Source organism: Roseateles sp. FW301-B2, from assembly GCF_058788955.1.
The window spans coordinates 40,742-56,677 of sequence record NZ_JBYTBE010000033.1; the positions used below are offsets into that span (position 1 = coordinate 40,742).

General features: G+C 71.0%; 12 protein-coding genes. 4 read left to right on the forward strand and 8 right to left on the reverse strand.

The window, feature by feature from the left end:
- Window positions 1–135: 135 nt before the first annotated feature.
- The 3 genes from AC3WQY_RS19630 to AC3WQY_RS19640 all read right to left on the reverse strand — a co-directional run bounded on the left by AC3WQY_RS19630 (window position 136) and on the right by AC3WQY_RS19640 (window position 3,649).
- The gene (locus AC3WQY_RS19630) at window positions 136–1,110 is read right to left on the reverse strand and encodes a hypothetical protein (protein WP_492710227.1); all 975 of its coding nucleotides are present in this window, start codon (window positions 1,108–1,110) and stop codon (window positions 136–138) included.
- A gap of 150 nt (window positions 1,111–1,260) precedes the next feature.
- The gene (locus AC3WQY_RS19635; RefSeq protein WP_492710228.1) at window positions 1,261–2,145 is read right to left on the reverse strand and encodes an EamA family transporter; all 885 of its coding nucleotides are present in this window, start codon (window positions 2,143–2,145) and stop codon (window positions 1,261–1,263) included.
- A 208-nt stretch (window positions 2,146–2,353) separates the two neighbouring features.
- Window positions 2,354–3,649: an acetyl-CoA hydrolase/transferase family protein gene (locus AC3WQY_RS19640; RefSeq protein WP_492710230.1), complete on the reverse strand. Its 1,296-nt coding sequence runs from the start codon at window positions 3,647–3,649 to the stop codon at window positions 2,354–2,356.
- Window positions 3,650–3,735: 86 nt separating this feature from the next.
- Between AC3WQY_RS19640 and AC3WQY_RS19645 the strand changes: the two genes are divergently transcribed.
- Entirely contained in the window at window positions 3,736–4,404 is a 669-nt protein-coding gene (locus AC3WQY_RS19645) for a hypothetical protein (protein ID WP_492710232.1), read from the forward strand.
- Window positions 4,405–5,085: 681 nt separating this feature from the next.
- On the opposite strand, the gene AC3WQY_RS19650 is transcribed toward AC3WQY_RS19645, so the two are convergent.
- Genes AC3WQY_RS19650 through AC3WQY_RS19660 form a run of 3 tightly spaced genes read right to left on the reverse strand, consistent with a single transcriptional unit; the run spans window position 5,086 to window position 10,449 of the window.
- Window positions 5,086–8,298: an error-prone DNA polymerase gene (locus tag AC3WQY_RS19650; RefSeq protein ID WP_492710234.1), complete on the reverse strand. Its 3,213-nt coding sequence runs from the start codon at window positions 8,296–8,298 to the stop codon at window positions 5,086–5,088.
- Window positions 8,295–9,659, reverse strand: coding sequence for a Y-family DNA polymerase (locus tag AC3WQY_RS19655; protein WP_492710235.1), 1,365 nt, complete (start codon window positions 9,657–9,659; stop codon window positions 8,295–8,297). Before AC3WQY_RS19655 ends, AC3WQY_RS19650 begins: the two co-directional genes overlap by 4 nt.
- Window positions 9,592–10,449, reverse strand: coding sequence for a translesion DNA synthesis-associated protein ImuA (locus AC3WQY_RS19660; protein ID WP_492710237.1), 858 nt, complete (start codon window positions 10,447–10,449; stop codon window positions 9,592–9,594). The genes AC3WQY_RS19655 and AC3WQY_RS19660 overlap by 68 nt, the downstream gene beginning before the upstream one ends.
- Before the next feature lie 190 nt (window positions 10,450–10,639).
- Between AC3WQY_RS19660 and AC3WQY_RS19665 the strand changes: the two genes are divergently transcribed.
- The 3 genes from AC3WQY_RS19665 (at window position 10,640) to AC3WQY_RS19675 (ending at window position 11,968) form a co-directional block, all read left to right on the forward strand.
- Window positions 10,640–11,218 (forward strand): GNAT family N-acetyltransferase, encoded by a 579-nt coding sequence (locus tag AC3WQY_RS19665; protein WP_285233411.1) that lies wholly within the window; start codon window positions 10,640–10,642, stop codon window positions 11,216–11,218.
- A gap of 220 nt (window positions 11,219–11,438) precedes the next feature.
- Window positions 11,439–11,672: an addiction module protein gene (locus AC3WQY_RS19670; protein ID WP_492710239.1), complete on the forward strand. Its 234-nt coding sequence runs from the start codon at window positions 11,439–11,441 to the stop codon at window positions 11,670–11,672.
- Complete coding sequence (locus AC3WQY_RS19675) at window positions 11,669–11,968, forward strand: type II toxin-antitoxin system RelE/ParE family toxin (RefSeq protein WP_492710241.1); 300 nt, start codon at window positions 11,669–11,671, stop codon at window positions 11,966–11,968. The genes AC3WQY_RS19670 and AC3WQY_RS19675 overlap by 4 nt, the downstream gene beginning before the upstream one ends.
- Before the next feature lie 74 nt (window positions 11,969–12,042).
- On the opposite strand, the gene AC3WQY_RS19680 is transcribed toward AC3WQY_RS19675, so the two are convergent.
- Both AC3WQY_RS19680 and AC3WQY_RS19685 read right to left on the reverse strand, forming a co-directional pair.
- A complete protein-coding gene (locus AC3WQY_RS19680; RefSeq protein ID WP_492710243.1) occupies window positions 12,043–13,461 on the reverse strand; it encodes a DUF3999 family protein in 1,419 nt (472 codons plus the stop codon).
- Window positions 13,458–15,936 (reverse strand): DUF2339 domain-containing protein (locus tag AC3WQY_RS19685; RefSeq protein WP_492710244.1); only part of this gene is annotated, 2,479 nt, incomplete at its 5' end. The genes AC3WQY_RS19680 and AC3WQY_RS19685, both read right to left, overlap by 4 nt.

Consider the following 15,936-nt stretch of genomic DNA (forward strand, 5'->3'; position numbering starts at 1 on the left):
CCGAACGGCTGGGCGCGGAGAGACGGGCGCGGCCGCGCCCGCCGTCCCGGCGGGATGGCTGGCCTGGCCAGCGCCGGCGAACCGCCATGCTAGAAAGGGGCGTGGGGGCTTTCCAGCCCCACGCGTGGGGGCAAATCAGCGCTGCGCCGTGACGATGGGGGCGGCGCAGTCGGCCGCGGCGCCGGTGCCGCGCACCACGAAGGGCTGCTCGGCCCAGGGGCCGCTGTGGGCGCCGGCCGCCTTGCCGCCGCAGCCCTTGCTCTTGACGATCTCGTCCACCGCGGCGGCCTGCTTGGGCGCCAGCTTGGGCAGCTTGGCGGCGAACACCAGCTGCATGGCCTCGGCCGGCGTGGCGCCGTCGGGCGCGGGCAGGGGGCCGAACAAGGTGTTGATGCTCTGCGTGTCCTTCAGCGCCGCGCCGGACTTGGCGCCGCCGCGCAGGCGCCGCACATAGGACAGCGCCACTTCCATGGCCGCATAGCCGCGCGCCACCGAGACGGTGAAGGGCTTGAGGAAGCCGGCGCTGTAGGTGGCGGCCACCTGGTCCCAGCGCGCCTTGTCGATCGCCAGCACCGGGCACAGCACGGCGTCGTATTTGTCGGAGATGCTGGGCTCGAAATCCATCCAGCAGCTGGTGCGGGCGCTGACGCGCAAGCCGGTCTCGCTGCGCAGCTTGGCCGCCAGCTTCTCGCCCGCGTAGAGCTCCACCCGGCCCAGCTGCAGCTGGCTGCCTTCCAGGCCCTTGACGCGTTCGGCATTGCTGGAGACGAAGCCGATGCCGGCATTCCTGAGCAGCTCGGCGCCGCCGCCGATCTCGCACCAGTTGCCCAGCACCACGTCCACCCTGGCCTCGATCAGCGCCTTGGTGGCGGCCTCGGCCTTCTTGGGGTCGCAGCCGCTGTCCTTCACGATCAGGGTGGGCACGGGCTGCGAGGGCCAGGTCTTGAGGGCCAGCTGCATGCCGTTGCGGATCTCCTCGGCCTGCGCCTTGCTGGGCCAGCTCTCGGGCAGGATGACACCGATGCTGCCGCCGCTGGCCTGGGCGCTCATGGACGAGGCCATGGCCAGCAGGCCGAGGCTGAACAGGGCTGCGCGCTTGAATTCCGTCATCGTCTCGTGCTCCTCGGTCGATCGGCGGGCGGTGCGGATGTCGCCCGAGCGGGTGTATCGCCCGGACTTCGGCCAGCGGCAATCGCCGTTTACCCTGGAGCTGGGGTTTGAGTGCGCGCGCGGCGGTAAGGTGTCACGAATCCGCCACGTTCATCCCAGCGCAAGGGCGGCCACGCCCAGGCCGATGCACAGGGCGCCCAGCAGGCGCAGCAGGCGGTCGCCCTCGCCCAGCAGGCTGCCGCCGGCCAGCGCCGCGAACAGCATCGAGACCTCGCGCGCCGGCGCCACATGGCTCAGCGGCGCCAGGCGCATGGCGTGGAGCACCAGCACATAGCTGATGGGGCTGAGCAGCGCGATCGCCAGCGCCGCCTTCCAGCGCGTGCGCCAGACCTCGAGCGTGGCGGCGCGCCGGTGGCCGGCCAGCAGGGGCAGTTGCAGCGGCACGCGCAGCAGGTTGTTGGCGTAGTAGGCCAGCGCCGGCGCGATCGCCAGCACCTTGACCGCATAGCCATCCACCAGGGTGTAGCCGGCGATGCAGGCGCCGGTGAGCCCGCCCCACAGCAGGCCCCGGTGCACGCGCTGGCGCTGCTCGGGCTGCTGTGCCCGCTTGAACAGGCCCGGCCCGCCGGCGATCAGGAACACCCCGCCCACCACGCCCAGCGCGCCCAGGGCGCCCAGCAGGCTGAGCGGCTCGGCGAGCAGCAGCAAAGCGCCGGCCGAGCTCAGCAGCGGGCCGCTGCCGCGCGCCACCGGATAGACCACGCTGAGGTCGGCCACCGCGTAGCCCTGCATCAGGCAGTGGTAGTAGACGACGTGCAGCCCGGCGCTGCCGGCCAACACCAGCAGCTCCTTCCAGCCCCAGTGCAAGACCTGTTCCAGCCCCAGCCAGGGCAGCAGCGGCGCCCAGACCAGCAGCACCAGCAGGGCGATCAGCAGCACGAGGGCCTGGCCGCCGCCGGCTTGCTTGGCGATCAGGTTCCAGGCGGCGTGGCAGAGCGCGGCGACGAGGACGAGGGCGAGGGCGAGCGGGCTCATGGCCGCGCATTCTCGCCGCTGGGTCTTAGAGCGTGTTTACGATCCCATCATGGTGCCCTGGGCTGCCTTGCCCTTCGGGTTGCCCCGCAAAGACAGCGTCTGCGGCGTTGCAAATCCTCGCCGGGTGTCCAACCCGGCTGCGGTTTGCGCCTTGCATCCCCTGCCTTTGCGGGGCAACGGACGCCATGAGGGGATCGTAAATACGCTCTTAGAGCAGCTGCAGCCGTTTCGCCTGCTCGCGCAGCTCGCCGCGGAAGTCCGGATGCGCGATGGCGATCAGCTCCTGGGCGCGCTGCTTGGCCGACTTGCCGCGCAGCTGGGCCACGCCGAACTCGGTGACGACGTAGTTGATGTCGTTCTTGCTGGTGCTCATGTGCGTGCCGGGCGTGAGCGTGGGCACGATGCGGCTGATGCTGTCGCCCTTGGCGGTGGAGGGCAGCACGATGAAGGCCTTGCCCTCGCGCGAGCGATTCGCGGCGCGCACGAAGTCGCTCTGGCCGCCGGTGCCGGAGTAGGGCAGGGGCCCCAGGCTCTCCGAACCGCATTGGCCCAGCAGGTCGATCTGCAGGGTGGCGTTGATGGCGCAGAGCTTGTCGTTCTTCGCCGCCTCGTAGGGGTCGTTGGTCACATCCACCGGATGCATTTCCAGCGCCGGGTTGCGCTCCATGTACTGGTAGAGCTTTTTGGAGCCGAGCGCGAAGGTGGCGATGCTCTTGCCCGCGTGGTGGGTCTTGCGCCGGTTGGTGACGGCGCCGGCCTCGATGAGGGTGAGGATGCCGTCGCCGATCATCTCGGTGTGCACGCCCAGGTCGCGCTTGGCGGTGAGCTGCATCACCACCGCGTCGGGAATGCCGCCATAGCCGATCTGCAGGGTGGAGCCGTCGTCGATCATGTCGGCCACGTATTTGCCGATCGCCTGCTGCACCGGGCCGATGCTGGGCAGGCCCACCTCCATCACCGGGGTCTCGTCCTCCACCAGGGCCGCCACCTGCGAGATGTGCACGCGGCAGTTGCCATAGGCATAGGGCACATGGGGGTTGACCTCGAGCACCACGGCGCGCGCCTTGGCCACCGCGGCCATGGTGTAGTCGGCGCCCAGGCTGAGCGAGAAATAGCCATGCGCGTCCATCGGCGAGGCGAGCGCGAACACCACGTCGGCGGCCATCTGGCCGCGTGCGATCAGGGCCGGCATCTCGGAGAAATAGCTGGGAATGAAGTCCACCCAGCCGGCCTGGCCGCCGGGGCGCGAGGCGGCGCCGTAGAAGAAGGACACGTGGCGCACATGCTCGACGGTCTCGGGGTCGAAATAGCCGAACTTGCGCACCGCCAGGATCTGGCCCACCTTGATGTCGCGGAAGCGCCGGCGCTGTTCGGAGAGCGCCGTCAGCAGCGCGGGGGGCTCGCCGACGCCGGTGGGCACGATGATGAAATCGCCGTCGCGCAAGTGGCCGAGGGCGTCGTTGGCGCCGAGGCGCTTGCTGCGGTAGAGGTCCTGAACGGTCATGGGCTGGGTACTGCTGATGAAAATTGAACCCCAGTCTGCGGGCTGCAGCTGACAAGGGCTTGACCCGGCTCTGCTCCAATGCGGTCATGCGCCTGATGCTCTGCCTTGCCCTGCTGTGCCCGCTCTTGCTTTGGGCCGCGCCGGCCAGCCTGCGCGAGCAGGAAATCGCCGAATGCCGCCCCGGCGAGACCAGCACCTGGGGCGATGGCCGGGACCGCCCCGCCATCGCCGCGCCGCTGCTGTTCGTCTACAGCCACCGCGGCGCGCCCTACTGGTTCGGCGCGGCGCAGGTGGAGCAGGCGCTCGACAAGGCCTTGCAGGGCTGGGCCGGCTGCGGCGTGCCGGCGCGCCTGCTGCGGGGCGAGCATGCGCAGAACGCCTGGCGCCAGGGCGCGGTGTTGGTGCAGTGGAACGAGCAGGGGGCGGCGCGCAACTTCGGCCTGGCCGATCTGGGCCGGCGCACGCTCTCGCTGGGGCCGGCGGCCTTCGAGCTGCTGCACGAGCGCAACCCCGGCCACCCGGCCGAGCAGACCCTGCAGATGGTGATCTCGCACGAGATGGGCCATCTGTTCGGCGTGATGGCGCATTCGAAACGCTGCGTGGACGTGATGTCCTATTACACCGGCGCCAAGGGCGAGGTCTGCAGCATCCGCGATGGCTCGCGCCTGGCCAAGGGGGTGGAGTACCGGGCGCTGCTGCCCACCGCCTGCGATGTGCAGCGCTGCCGCGCGGCAAATGCGGGGCCGCGGCCTTAAGAAAGGAAAGCTTCTTCGCCGATGCGCGGGGAAGCCTCTATCAAGGTGGGGCGGACGGCAAAGCCCTGGGCGTGTGGCCGCTGCGGCCCGGCTGCGCAGGCCCTCGCTACGCTCGGGCTCCCCTGCGCTGCTCGCGCCTTGCGGCCTGGCGCAGAACTCGCTGCATTCGCTGCGCTCATTGCGCTCAGACAGGCTGCGCCAATCCAGAGCTTGAAGCGCGCGAATACGCGCGCGGCCACAAGGCGCTGCGCTGCTCGGCAGCGCAAAGGGCCTTCGCAACCACCCGCCCAGGGCTTTGCCAACACCGCTGTTCGTACGCGCCCCTCTTGCCACGGGCGTGCTCCGAGCGGCCCAGGCCGGCAGGTGCGAGGCCCCATTGGTGGTGCCGAGCCGCGCAGCCAAACCGGGTTGCGCATCGCTCCAGGCGATGCGTCGAGCGCAGCCTGTCTGAGCACCGAGCACAGTTGGCCGCCGCAGGCGGACAACGGCCCGCAGGGGTGCGAGGGCGAGTTCTGCGCGAGTCCCGGTTTGGTGAGCAGCGAGGGGAGCCTGAACGCAGTGAAGGCCTCCGCCTCTGGGGCCGAGTGCCTGCCGGCCTGGGCAGCGGCGCGAACTCACTCGCTGCCAGTACTTCTGGAAGCTTCCCCGCACATCGGCGAAGAACCTTAAGAAAGGAAAGCCTCAGCGGAAATCCCGGCTCCCCACCCCCAGCCGCCCCAGCCAGGGCGTCAGGTCCTCGAAGCGCTGGCCGAGCAGATGGCGCACGCCGTTCTCGTGCTGCCAGCGGCCGTGCACCACCAGCAGGCGCGCGGCCAGGATGGTGGAGCGGTGCGCCTTGTAGATGTCGGGCCAGACGATCACCTGCACGCTGCCGGCCTCGTCTTCCAGGCTGATGAAGAGCGTGCCCTTGGCGGTCTGCGGGCGCTGGCGCACCGTCACCAGGCCGCAGCTGTGCGCCATGCGGCCGCTGGGCCAGTCGCGCAGCTCGGCCGAGCTCTGCAGCCCGCGCCTGGCCAGGCGTGCGCGCAGCAGCGCGAGCGGATGGCTGCGCAGGGTCAGGCCCAGCGAGACATAGTCCCACAGCACCTCCTCGCCCTCGGGCGCGGCGGGCAAGGCCAGCTCATCCTCGGCCGGCATGCTGCCGCGCAACAGCGGCGGCAGGCTGCGCAGCGCCGAGGCCTGCCAGACCTGCTGGCGGCGATGCCCGCTGAGCGAGGCGAGGGCATCGGCGGCGGCCAGCAGCTGCATCTCGCGCTGGTCCAGCGCGGCGCGCAGGGCCAGGTCTTGCGCATCGCTGAAGAGGGCTGCGCTGCGCGCCGCCACGATGCGCTCGGCCGCCGCATCCGCCAGCCCATGCACCAGGCGCAGGCCCAGGCGCACGGCGGGCTGGGCCAGTGCGGCATCGTCGCCCAGCACCTCGGGGGTGAGCCGGCTGTCCAGATCGCTGTAGCTCACATCGGCGGGCAGCACCTCGACGCCATGGCGGCGTGCGTCCTGCACCAGCTGGGCCGGGGTGTAGAAGCCCAGCGGCTGCGAGTTCAGCAGCGCGCACAGAAAGGCCGCCGGCTCGTGCCTCTTGAGCCAGCAGCTCACATAGGTGAGCAGGGCAAAGCTGGCGGCATGCGATTCGGGGAAGCCGTAGGAGGCAAAGCCCTTGATCTGCTTGAAGATGGATTCGGCAAACGCGTCCTGGTAGCCGCGCGCGCGCATGCCGTCGAGGATTTTTTCGTGGAACTTGCCCAGGTCGCCGGGCCGCTTCCAGGCCGCCATGGCGCGGCGCAGCTGGTCGGCCTCGCCGGGCGTGAAGCCGGCCGCGATCATCGCCACCTGCATCACCTGCTCCTGGAAGATCGGGATGCCGCAGGTGCGCGCGAGCGCCGCCTTCAGGTCCTCGCTGGGGTAGACGACATCGTCCGGGTGCTTGGCGCGGTTCTCCAGATAGGGATGCACCATGCCGCCCTCGATGGGGCCGGGGCGCACGATCGCCACCTCGATCACCAGGTCGTAGAACTTGCGCGGCTTGAGGCGCGGCAGCATCGACATCTGCGCGCGGCTCTCGATCTGGAAGGTGCCGATGGTGTCGGCGGCGCAGATCATGTCGTAGGTGGGATCGTCGCCCTGCGGCGTGGTGGCGAGATCCAGCGTGCTGCCGCGCAGCCGGTTCACCATCGCGTAGCAGCGCCGCAGGGCGCTGAGCATGCCCAGGGCCAGCACGTCGACCTTGAGCAGATTGAGCGCGTCGAGATCGTCCTTGTCCCACTCGATCACGCTGCGGTCCTTCATGCTGGCGTTCTCGATCGGCACCAGGCGCGACAGCGGCCCCTCGGTGAGCACGAAGCCGCCCACATGCTGGCTGAGGTGGCGTGGCATGCCCATCAGCTGGCGCGCCAGCGTGATGAGCTGCTGCAGCTTCGTGTCCTGGGCATCGAAGCCAAGCTCCTGCTGCAGCTGCGCGAAGCGCTCGGGGGGCAGGATGTCCTCGCTCCAGCCCGAATGGTCCTTGGCGAGCTTTTCCAGCAAGGCCGCGTCGAAGTCCAGCGCGCGGCCCACGTCGCGCAGCGCGCTGCGCGCACGGTAGGCGATCACCACCGCGGTGAGGGCGGCACGGTGGCGGCCGTAGCGCTGGTAGAGGTACTGGATCACCAGCTCGCGGCGTTCGTGCTCGAAGTCCACATCGATATCGGGCGGCTCGTTGCGCTCCTTGCTGATGAAGCGCTCGAACAGCAGGGTGCTCTCGGCCGGGTCCACCGCGGTGATTTCCAGGCAGTAGCAGACCACCGAGTTGGCGGCCGAGCCGCGCCCCTGGCAGAGGATGCCCTGCGAGCGCGCGAAGCGCACGATGTCGGCCACGGTGAGGAAGTAATGCTCGTAGCGCAGCTCGGCGATCAGCGCCAGCTCATGCTCGACCCGCGCCACCCAGGCGCCGCCGCCGTCCGCGGGCCAGCGCCTGGCCATGCCCTCGTAGGTGAGGCGGCGCAGATAGCTGGAGGGGGTCTCGCCGGCGGGGATGACCTCGCTGGGGTATTGGTAGCGCAGCTCGTCGAGCGTGAAGTGGCAGCGCTCGGCGATCTTCAGCGTCTCGGCCAGCAACTCGGGCGGGTAGACCTGGGCCAGGCGCAGGCGGCTGCGCAGATGGCGCTCGGCATTGGGCTGCAGGTCCAGGCCGCAGGCATGGATGGGCTTGTTGAGGCGGGTGGCCGTCATCACGTCCTGCAGGGGCTTGCGCGAGCGCACATGCATGTGCACATCGCCACAGGCTACGAGCGGGATCTCCGTGGCCTCCGAGAGCGCGCGCAGGCGCTGCAGCCAGAGCTCGTCGGAGAGTTCGCTGAGCAGCTCCACGCCGATCCAGGCGCGGCCCGCGAAGGCGCCCAGCAGCCAGCGCGCCTGTTCCAGCAGCGCCGCATCGCTGCTCATGCGCAGCGGCAGCAGGATCAGCAGCAGGCCGTCCAAATGGGCCTGTTGGCTGGCGGTATGCAGCTGCGGCCAGCTGAGCCGGTACTGGCCCTTGGTGGGTGAGGCGCGGCGCAGATCGGTAATGAACTGGCTCAGATTGCCATAGGCCTCGCGCTGCGGCGCCAGCAGCACCAGCTTGAAGAGCGGCGCCTCGTCGTCCTCCGCCGCGCGCACCAGGAACTCGCTGCCGATGATGAGCTGGGGCAGCTCCAGCTCGGGGTCCAGTTCGGGCCGCTCGCCCATCAGGCGCTTCAGGCCCACATGCGCGCGCACCACCCCGGCCAGCGAGCATTCGTCGGTGATGGCCAGGGCCGCATAGCCCTGGTCGTGGGCGCGCCGCACCAGCTCCTCGGGGTCGGAGGCGCCACGCAGAAAGCTGAAATTGCTCAAGCAGTGGAGTTCCGCGTATCCCCCCGGTCCGCGCGTCGGGCTGTTCATGCGAACACCCCATGCAGAAACCAGCGCTGCTCCGCGGTGGAGAGGCGCTCCTGGTAGATCCACAGCAGGCCGCTCAGGCCGTTGCTGGCGCTGCTGCTGCGGGCGAGGAAATAGTCGCGCTGCACCTGCGGATCCACGGCCTTGCCGCCCCACCAACCACCCTCGATGCGCTGCGGCCCTGCCAGCAGCTGCAAGACCTGGCCCTGGTGAACGGGTTGGTCGCGGCGCGTCTTGAGCGCCAGCGGCGGCTCCAGCAGCCAGCTGGGCTGGGGCTGCAGGGCCGGGCGCATGCCGGCCGGGGGCAAGACCTGGCCCCAGGCCAGCCAGTCCTGCATGCATTCGGGCCGGTGGTCCTCGCGCAGGCGGGCGCGGCGCACGCGCTCGGGGCCCAGGCGCACCGCCATGCGCTCCAGCAGCTGGTTGAGCGGCTCCCTGGGCTGTTCGGGGGATCCTGCACCATTTGGGGGCAGCAGCGAGGCGCTGTGTTCCTGCAGGGCCAGCACCTCGTCGGCGCACAGGCTTAGCTCGCCCACCGGCGCCTGCAGCGTCAGCTGGGCCAGGTGCTCGCGCATGAGGCGTGCGAGATGGCCGAAATCGCGCGTGGTATCGGCCGTGCCCAGGCTCAGCTGCCCGCCGCTGCCGGCCTCGCGCGCGCGCATCGCGTCGTGCTGCCAGGCGAGCGTGAGCCGCTTGATGCCGGCATGCCGCGCCGCCAGCCAGGCGCAGAGCTGGCGCAGGAGCTGCTCGACGTAATGGCTCAGCGCCGGCGCGTTCTCGATGCGGTAGGGCAGCTCCAGGCGCGCCCGGAACTGCTCGGGCGCCACCACCCAGGCATGGGCCTCGGGGGCCTGGCCATAGGCCTGGTCCAGCGCCTGCAGCAGGGCCGGGCCAAAGCGCCGCGCCGTGGGCCCGCGCGGCAGCGCGCGCAGCTGGCCCAGGCGCTGGCAGCCCAGCCGCGCCAGCATGGGCGCGTGCGCGGCCACCGCGCTGAGGCTGTGCAGGGTCAGGCTGTCCAGCAGCGGGGTCAGGTCTTGCGTGAGGCCATCCACGATGCCCGCTCTGGCGAGAGCCAAGGCGCCCAGGCTGGTGGGGGCCCAGGCCAGGCCCTGCACGCCATAGGCCGGGCCCTCCCGCAGCACGCGCCGGTGCAGGGCGCGCAGGCCGCCGAACAGGCGCAGGCTGGCGCCCAGCTCCAGCAGCACGGCCGGGCTTTCTGCTTGCTCATCTTCCAGCAGGGCCACGCGCGGCGTGAACTGCAGGCTCCACCAGGCCAGGGTCTGCCGCGCGGCCGGATCACTGCAGGCTGGTGGCGCGAGCAGCAGGGCGAGCCAATACAGCGGATGGGGCGGGTTTGGGCTCATGGCTGAGCTCCTTGGGTACGGCGGGGATGCTCGGCGCGATGACCGTGGCGGGGCGCAGCTGCCGCGGCGCCAGCAGCGCGGCCAGCTCGGCCGGCAGCGCCTCCAGCCGCAGCGCCTGGGCATGGGCGGGGCCGCGGCGCTTGAGGATGTGCACCTGCAGCTGCCAGTCGGCGCCGGGGCTCAGGATCAGGCGCAGCGGCGCGGCCGAGGATTGGGTTTGCACCGCCAGCGGCCGGAACAGGAACACCGGCGCCGCCGAGCCCAGGGCCGCGGCCTGCAGGCGGCGTATCTGCGCCGGCCTTGCCTCGGGCAGCCAGGCCAGCACGGCGCCGGCAGCATTCGCCTTGATGGCCTGCTCGGTGGCCCAGAGCGCCTGCAAGGCATTGGCGGGCGCGACCCAGACCAGCTGCTGCGGCGCGATGCCATGCGCACGCAAGCCCGGCAGATGGGGTTGCTGCGGCGGGTTCACCAACAAGAGCGGGGGGCGCGCTGCGGGCGCCGGCGTGGCGGGCTTGCGGCGCATGGGCTGAGGCTGCGGGGCTTGTTGTTGCAGCAGCCGGCCCAGCGCCGGCCCCAGCAAACGCCATTCGCACAGCCCGGCCTGGGCCTGCAGGATCTCGCTGAGCATGCGCGTGGGCCAGCCGCCACCGGGCAGCTGGGCATCCAGGGCGCCGAAGCCGCTGGCGATGCAGGGGCTGGCGCTGGCGCCCAGGCTGGTGGCGCGCCACAGCCGTGCATCGGCCAGCAGGGCGGCGTGGCTGGGATCGGCGGCGAGAACGGCGGTTGGCATGATAGCTGTACAAAAACACAGTATATGCAAATCGGCAGCATGTCACAGCGGAATCCGCTGCGCGCACAGGCCCCCAAGCCCAGGGGGCTCGGCCCGCCCGGGCTGCCGTCATAATCAGGGAAAACCCCGAACCCAAAGGCTTTGGCAAGGCATGAGTTGGCAAATAGGTCCCGTTGCGAACGCGCATCCCATGGCAGCACCGCTGCTGCTGGAGACCGAGCGCCTGCTGCTGCGCGCGCCCGCCGATGCCGACCTGGACACGCTGTTCGAGGTGCATGCCGACCCGGTCACCAACCATCACAGCCCGCACGGGCCCCTGCACGCGCGCGCGGAAGCGCAGGAGCTGTTGCAGCAATGGCAGGCCCATTGGCAGCAGCGCGGCTTTGGCTACTGGGTGATTGCCCTGCGCGAACTGCCCGAGCAGGTGCTGGGCTTCGGCGGCATCATGGCCAAGCCCATCGATGGCCAGGAGGGCTTGAACCTCTACTTCCGCTTCCGCCCCCAGGCCTGGGGCCAGGGCTATGCCTCCGAGATGGCGCTCACCGCCCTGGGCCTGGCCTTCACGCAGCTGCAGGCCCCTGCCGTGCTGGCGGTGGTGCGCCCGGCCAACACGCCCTCGCGCAAGACCCTGGAGCGCATCGGCATGCGCCTCAAGGGCTCGCTCGCCGATGTGCCGGGGCAGGCGCCCAGCCTGCTCTATGAGCTGACGGCGGCGCAATACGCCAGCAGCCCCCGCCAAAAGCCCGAACCGACACCGTTTGGGGCGTGAGCCGGACCGAGGACAGCACCTGCGTGCTGTCCGACGCCGGCGAGCGGATTGGGCGCCTGCCAGCGCCCAAGCGTGAGCCGGACCGAGGCCGTTCGCTCCGGGCTCACACCGTGCGGCGTCGGATAAACGCTGACCTTGGTCGTCAAAGGCCTCGGCGGTGGGCCGTCCTGATCCTGGGAGTGAGCGAAGTAAACTCCCCGCTACACCTTGGGAGTCAAGCATGCCTGATGATCAAGTCGCTGAGCTCGTAGAGCGCGGTCGAGCGCTCAACCCGCAGGATCGCGAGCGCCTCGTTGATCAGCTGCTGGAGTCTCTCAACGAGCCCGCAGCGACACAGCTTGACGCGGCCTGGGAGGCCGAAATTCAACGGCGCCTCGCGGAGTACGACCGTGGCGAAGTCGTCGCCATCGATGCCGAAGAGGTGTTTGCGAAGGCACGCCGCCTGGCGCAGTGATCAAGCAAGTCCGCTTTCTACCCGCAGCCGAGATCGAGTTGCTGCGAGAGCTGGCTTACTACTCCAAAGCTCGCTCAGGCGCCGGTGTGCGGTTCCAGGCTGCAGTTGAGGCTGCCGTTGCCAGGGCAGCCTCACACCCTCTCGGCGGTGCTCCATCGTTCAAGGAAACCCGCAGCGCCCTTGTCAGGGGCTTCCCGTTCAGCGTTGTCTACCGGCCCGCGGCGCACGAAGTCTTGGTGGTCGCCATTGCCCCCCACCGTAAGCGCCCCTACTACTGGGCGTCACGCATCGAGTGAGGGCTGACGAGTAAGGTTGGATCACGCCCCGCCGCGATCTGATCTGATTGCTGGGCAGGCCCCGGGGCTTGCACTCAGTCGGCCGCCGGCAGCTGCCTCACCAGCCGCCAGGCCAGCACCCCCAGCCCCGCCACCGCCGCGATCAGCACCGCCCAGAGCAGCCAGCGCTGGCGCGTTTCGGGGTCGGGCGCGCTCAGCAGCTGTTCCTGCCAGCCGGGCTCGGGCTGCGCGCTCAGCGGGCCCAGCTGGGCCTGTGCCAGCTTGAATTCGTCGCCCTCGCGGTAGCCCGGCATCAGGCTGGCCAGCGGCAGGCTGCCGGCTTGGGCCTTGGCGCGCCCGACGGCCAGCTGCAGCTGGTCCTGCTGCGTTGGTGCCAGGAACACCAGCCTTGGCGCCTGCCAATGCCATTGCACGTTCAAGACCTGACCCTGCAGTGCCGCGGCCGGCCCCTCGGCGGCCAGGCGCCAGTAGCGTGCGGCGGGGGCTTGCGGCAGGGCTTGCGTGGGCGAACTCGCGTCCAGGCCGTCGCGCTGCATGCGCCAGGCCACGAAGCGGCTCACCGTCCGCCAGGGTTGCTCGGGCGCGTCGCGCTGCTCCAGGCGCAGCGGCAGCAGATGGTTGCCGGCGGGCAGCTGCAGGGCCAGCGCGCGCGGCGCGATGCGGGCTTGCAGGTCGAGCTGCCAGGCCGCTGGCGCCGTTGTTTGGGTGGCCGGCTCGGGCTGGAACTGCAGGGCCTGCTGCAGATCGGCCGGGGCCTGACGCCGCACCAGCAGCAGCTCGCTGGCCTGCAGCGCCAGCGGCTGCTCGAACTGCAGGCGCAGATAGCGCGGCAGCGCCATGCCGGCGGGCCAGTCCAGCGTCTTGAGGCTGGGGGCCGTGGGTTCGCTGGCGGGCAGCTGCAGCAAGCGTTGTGCGGCCCTTGGCTGGTCCTGCAGCGCCTGCCAGGCCCGGCCATCCATGCTGGTCTCGATCAGCACCGAGCTGCTCAGGCCCGCGGGGCGATGTGGCCAGTCGAGGCGGATCTGGCGCAGCGTCTCCACGTCCGCCGGCAGCGCACTCAGGTCCAGCAGCCAGCGCCGGGCTGCGCCGGGCACGGCTGGTTGGCGGCCGTCCGAGGTTTGCAGCTGCAGCACCATGCCCTGGGCATCGAGCTGGAGCTGCAGGCCGGCGCCGGGCGCGGCGCTGGCGGGCTCGGGCCAGGCGAAGCGCGGCACGCTGACGCGGCGCTCCTGCTCGCGGGCCGGCAACTCCCGCGCCCAGGCCATCGGCAAGACCTGACCCTGGCCATTGAACAGGCGCACATCGGCCAGGCCGGGGCTGCGCGAGGCCTGCAGCACGGGCCAGGGCAGGGCCAGGCTTTGCAGGCCCTCTTGCGGCGCCGGCTGCACGGCGGCCTGGTGGCTGTAGGCGCGAACGGCTTCGGGCGCGGCCAGGGCGCTGCCCAGCAGCAGCGAGCAGGCCAGTCCGGTGACGAGGGCTTTCTTTGTCATCATGTCGTGCGCTCCTCGGGGGGCAGCGGGGCCACATAGCCGATCACCAGCATCAGCGCACCCACCGCCAGGAAGGAGACGATGCGCGCCAGGCTGCCCAGCTGCGAGAGATCCACCAGGAACAGCTTCAGCACCACCGCGCCCAGCAGCACCGCGCCGGCCATCCACAAGGGTCGCGCCAGCGCCGGTGCGGCGCGCCGTGTGGCCCACAGCATGGCGGCCAGGGCGGCCAGCGTCCATAGCAGCGAAAGCCCGGTCTGCACCGCCGCGCTGCCGAGCGCGCCGTCCAGCCACATCGGCGTGCCCAGGCCATGGTGCAGGCTGCGCACCAGCAGGCTGTTGAGCCACCAGAAGGCCAGGCCAGCGCCGGCCAGCAGCGCCACGCGTGCCGCGCGCCCGGTGCCTGGGCCGGCCTGGCGCAGGCGCAGCGCATAGATCAGCACCAGGCCATGGGCCAGGTCCAGCGGGTTGAGCAGGGGCAGGGTGGGCAGCGGCGCCATCGATGCATCGCAGAACAGATTGACGGCCAACACCCACAGCATCAGCAGCGCCATCCAGGGTTTGAGCAGGCCTTGGCGCAAGACCTGACCCTGCACATCCATGGGCCAGCGCTGCGATTGGTGGCGCGCCAGCAGGGCGAGGCCCAGCAGGCTGGGCAGCAGGATGGCGGCGGCCGGTGTCCAGCCCTCGTGGCGGGCCACCAGATGGGCGCCGGCGGTGTAGAGCCACAGCCCGCCCTGCAGCATGGCGTACCAGGCCAGCAGCAGATGCTCGGCCGCCTGCGCCCAGGGCTCGGGCAGCGGGGCGCGGCGCTGGCGCAGCAGGCGCCACAGGCCCAGGGCCAGCAGGGCGAAGGCTTCGGGCAGGCCAGGGCCCTGGCTGTAGCGCGACCAGAGGCTGGCCGCGCTGGACGCGTCCAGCAGGCCCAGGGTCGAACTCAGCAGGGCCAAGCTCATGAAGATGCGTGCCGGCCAGCGCAGCGTGGGCCAGGCCGGGCGGCGCAGCTCGGCCGCCAGTGCCAGCAGCGCGCCCCAGCCGGCGCCGAGCGCGGCGCCGTCCAGCCAGCGCTGGTCCCAGGCCTGCAACTCGTTCAGGCCACCCACCCAGAGCTGCAGCAGCGCCAGGCCCAGCATCAGGGCCTCGGGCAGGGGCGGCTGCAGCCAGGCCGGGGCCTGGGGCCGCGGCCGGCGCAACAATGCCGCGCTGCCCAGGCCGGCCGCCACCAGCAGCGCCAGGGCCAGGAAGGCGCTGTTGAGGAAGAGCCAGCGGCCTTCCATACCCTGCGCGCCGGGCGAACTCCAGTAGCTCAGGGCCGCCGCCAGCTGCAGCAGGATGCCGGGCACCGCCGCCCACCAGCGGCCCTGGCGCAGCGCGATCCACAGCACGCCCAGGCCTTGCAGGGCCCAGGCGGCGCTGGTCCAGCGTGCGTCCAGGGCCAGCGGCATCACCAGGGCCAGGAAGGCCAGGCCCAGCGCGGCCATGCCCTCCACCAGGATCAGCAGGCGCTGGCCGGCCTGGCGCCACAGCCAGTGGCCCAGCAGCAGGTAGATGGCCGCCAGCAACGCCGCGCTGAAGGCCAGGGCCAGGGGCTGGCCGCGCAGCATGCCGGCCTGCAGGCCGAAGGCGACGATGGGCGCGCCGAACAGGAGTCCGCCATCCACCAGCGCCAGCGTCTTTTCGCCATCCTGGTTCTGCTGCAGCACCCGCTGCGTGTACTGCACCGCGATGAAGAGATAGAGCCCGAACTGCGCGATCAGAAAGGGCTCGGTGCTCCAGAACAGCTCGGGCTGGTAGGCCTTCAAGCCCCACAGCCCGCCGATGCCGAAGCTGAACACAAAGCCCTCCAGGTTCAGTAACTTCCAGGCCTTGTGGCGCGCGATCCAGGCGATCGCCAGGTTGAGCAGCAGGTAGTAGCCGAACAGGGCCACATGGCTGCCCTGGCCGGTGGAGGTGAGCACCGGCGCCAGGAAGGCGCCGCCAAAGCCCAGCGCCGCCAGGGGCAAGGCGTCCTGGCGCAGCGCCAGCACGGTGGTGATGGCGGCCAGCGCGGCCAGCAGGCCGAAGCTCAGGCCCGCCGGCACCAGGCCGTAGAGCCGGAAGGCCGCGAACAGCACCAGGTAGCTGATGCCCACGCCGGCGCCCTGCAGGCTCAGCCCGTAGCCGCGCCTTTTGGGAGTCAGGCGCAGGCCGAGGCCGGTGAGCGCCAGGCCCGCCAGCGCCGTGCCGGCGAGGCGCCAGGCCAACGGCAGCAGGGCGTTCTCGGCCGCATAGCGCAAGAGAAAGGCCACGCCGATGAAGAGCAGCAGCACGGCCACGCGCACGATGGTGTTGCCGCCGCGGAACCAGGCCAGCAGCGACCGGCCCAGCGAGCTGGTGGCGGCCAGCGATTGTTCGTCAGGCTCCAGCCGGGGCTGCGCACGCGCTGCCGGCTCGGGCGGCAGGCGGGGTGGCAGGGCCGGCGGTGTCTCGATGCGCGGC

Excerpts from the sequence above, each read along its gene's own strand:
- AC3WQY_RS19645 (WP_492710232.1), top strand. The coding sequence starts at position 3,736 with ATGCGCCTGATGCTCTGCCTTGCCCTGCTGTGCCCGCTCTTGCTTTGG.
- AC3WQY_RS19635 (WP_492710228.1), bottom strand. The coding sequence starts at position 2,145 with ATGAGCCCGCTCGCCCTCGCCCTCGTCCTCGTCGCCGCGCTCTGCCAC.
- AC3WQY_RS19655 (WP_492710235.1), bottom strand. The coding sequence starts at position 9,659 with ATGAGCCCAAACCCGCCCCATCCGCTGTATTGGCTCGCCCTGCTGCTC.
- AC3WQY_RS19630 (WP_492710227.1), bottom strand. The coding sequence starts at position 1,110 with ATGACGGAATTCAAGCGCGCAGCCCTGTTCAGCCTCGGCCTGCTGGCC.
- AC3WQY_RS19670 (WP_492710239.1), top strand. The coding sequence starts at position 11,439 with ATGCCTGATGATCAAGTCGCTGAGCTCGTAGAGCGCGGTCGAGCGCTC.
- AC3WQY_RS19660 (WP_492710237.1), bottom strand. The coding sequence starts at position 10,449 with ATGCCAACCGCCGTTCTCGCCGCCGATCCCAGCCACGCCGCCCTGCTG.
- AC3WQY_RS19665 (WP_285233411.1), top strand. The coding sequence starts at position 10,640 with ATGGCAGCACCGCTGCTGCTGGAGACCGAGCGCCTGCTGCTGCGCGCG.
- AC3WQY_RS19650 (WP_492710234.1), bottom strand. The coding sequence starts at position 8,298 with ATGAACAGCCCGACGCGCGGACCGGGGGGATACGCGGAACTCCACTGC.
- AC3WQY_RS19640 (WP_492710230.1), bottom strand. The coding sequence starts at position 3,649 with ATGACCGTTCAGGACCTCTACCGCAGCAAGCGCCTCGGCGCCAACGAC.
- AC3WQY_RS19680 (WP_492710243.1), bottom strand. The coding sequence starts at position 13,461 with ATGATGACAAAGAAAGCCCTCGTCACCGGACTGGCCTGCTCGCTGCTG.